This window comes from Virgibacillus sp. AGTR, assembly GCF_016919725.2.
GTDB classification, from domain to species: Bacteria; Bacillota; Bacilli; order Bacillales; family Amphibacillaceae; genus Virgibacillus; species Virgibacillus salarius.
Genome location: NZ_JAJERH010000199.1, coordinates 1 through 308, shown reverse-complemented (window position 1 = coordinate 308; position 308 = coordinate 1). Strand labels below are relative to the sequence as shown.

The following is a 308-nucleotide window of genomic DNA, read 5'->3' as shown; positions in this document are numbered from 1 at the left end:
GAAGTTTTAACGGCAATCACCAAGCATCATGATGCCCTACGAATGGTATACCAATTTGATCCGAACGGCGTAAAACAAATCATTCGAAAGAGTACGGAAGATAAGCTGTTCGATTTTCAAGTATTTAATTATCGTTCTGTAGAAGACCATCAGAGAGAAATAGAAGTATGTAGTCAAATGATTCAGCGTGGGCTAGATATTGAAAACGGCCCACTTGTTAACGTAGCATTATTTCAAACGAATGAAGGGGACCATTTACTTTTTGTGATTCACCATTTAGTGATAGACGGAGTTTCATGGAGAATTCT

Annotated in this window: 1 protein-coding gene; it reads left to right on the top strand. The window is 38.0% G+C overall.

The window, feature by feature from the left end; translation table 11 throughout:
• On the top strand, nt 1-308 hold a 308-nt coding region (locus JUJ52_RS23220), incomplete at both ends, for a condensation domain-containing protein (protein WP_228089271.1).